This window comes from Thiobacillus denitrificans DSM 12475 (assembly GCF_000376425.1).
Taxonomy (GTDB): Bacteria; Pseudomonadota; Gammaproteobacteria; order Burkholderiales; family Thiobacillaceae; genus Thiobacillus; species Thiobacillus denitrificans.
Genome location: NZ_AQWL01000035.1, coordinates 1 through 1,382, shown reverse-complemented (window position 1 = coordinate 1,382; position 1,382 = coordinate 1). Strand labels below are relative to the sequence as shown.

The 1,382-nt window shown below is 54.0% G+C and carries 3 protein-coding genes; all 3 read right to left on the bottom strand.

Annotation, left to right across the window (positions count from 1 at the left end; translation table 11 throughout):
• Nucleotides 1–247: 247 nt before the first annotated feature.
• A complete protein-coding gene (locus tag B059_RS0118365; RefSeq protein ID WP_018079683.1) occupies nt 248–499 on the bottom strand; it encodes an SHOCT domain-containing protein in 252 nt (83 codons plus the stop codon).
• 215 nt (nt 500–714) lie between these two features.
• Nucleotides 715–1,029, bottom strand: coding sequence for a hypothetical protein (locus tag B059_RS21295; protein WP_018079682.1), 315 nt, complete (start codon nt 1,027–1,029; stop codon nt 715–717).
• A 110-nt stretch (nt 1,030–1,139) separates the two neighbouring features.
• Nucleotides 1,140–1,382, bottom strand: a 243-nt coding sequence (locus B059_RS21290) for a hypothetical protein (protein ID WP_038059378.1), incomplete at its 5' end; no start/stop codon positions are given.

Genomic DNA, 1,382 nt, shown 5'->3' with positions numbered 1-1,382 from the left:
AAAGTCAATGAAATCAACGGTCTACCCAGACCACCCCCGCGCCAGTGCTAGCTTTGCGTACCGTCACTTATTGCACTGAAAACGAGGAGACCCCTATTGGTGAACAGCAGCGCCTGACAGGCGGAGAGTAAGGCGACGTTTTTGTGCGTAGCGTCCATATCCGGATTTCATTCGACCGATCCCGGCGCTTCTGCGGCCTCTTTGGGACGCATTTAGACAGGGAAAGAAGTTGAAGGTTGCGACCGTGCTACTTGCCAAGGGCGCGCTTTTTCTCCTCGAACTCCTGCTTTTCGATCTCGCCGGGGGCATAGCGCTCGTTGAGTGCGTCGAGCGCAGCATTCGAGACGCGCGTGCCAGACGATGCCGACGATTTGCCTACCCACCTTACCAACACCACGATGCCGAGGATCACGGCAACCACGACCAGGATCATCCACAAGCCGCCCCACCCGCCCATGTAACCGGTTCCCCAGCCACCCATCCAATCGCCGTGAATCATAGTCATCACCTTTTGGTTGTTTTGAACGCCGTCTATCGTTACGGCTAGTCACTGAGATGCTGGTCTTGTTGCGCTCGTAAAGCCGGACGGGCCAGCGCGCGTTAATGTTGCCCATGTGCCGCCGCGCGGGATTGGGCTGCGCCCCGCGCATTACAGGCGCAAGTACTTCATTAAATAACGTGGCCGCTGAACCGCTGCTCCACTGTTACGCGGCATCACTTCTTCATCATCTTGTCGTCCATCATCATTTGCATGTCTTTCGTGCTGACCATGCCATTGCTACCCTTTTTCATTTTGTCGTACATGGACTCGTGATGTTTCATGAACTCCTCTTTGGAGATCATTCCGTCATTATTCGGGTCCATCATTTTCATATCCATTTTCATGCCCATACCATCCTTCATGGCCATTCCATCCTTCATGGCCATGCCATCCTTCATGGTCATGCCTCCCTTCGTGGAATCTTGCGCGCATGCAGAAAGGCCAGCGAAAATCATCGCGACCAGGCTTATAGAAATCAATTTTTTCATGGTGAACTCCTGTCAGTAAAAAAACGTCGGATTCATTTATGAGCGCTCGGATCGCCCCGACAGACGGCGAGGTCCGATGCTGCCTACGCAGAGCAGACTTTCGAAGCCGATTACTTCTTTTGCTTGACGACCCACACCACGAGAGCGACAACCACGATAACAAGCAAGATCGGCATCCATATCTCGCCGTATCCGCCCATCCACGCGCCGCTATTCATCATGTTCCGCTCTGCGCTAAAGCGACGCCGCTGACCAACAACGGATAGGAAATTCAACCGCATGAGGCCAAGTATGGCACGAGTTTTGGGCCTCGAAACACGTTCGGCCAAGGAAGGTTGAGCGCTCGCTTGCCG

What these genes read in the sequence shown, in the direction of transcription:
- B059_RS0118365 (WP_018079683.1), bottom strand. Translation starts at nt 499, where the DNA reads ATGATTCACGGCGATTGGATGGGTGGCTGGGGAACCGGTTACATGGGC.
- B059_RS21295 (WP_018079682.1), bottom strand. Translation starts at nt 1,029, where the DNA reads ATGAAAAAATTGATTTCTATAAGCCTGGTCGCGATGATTTTCGCTGGC.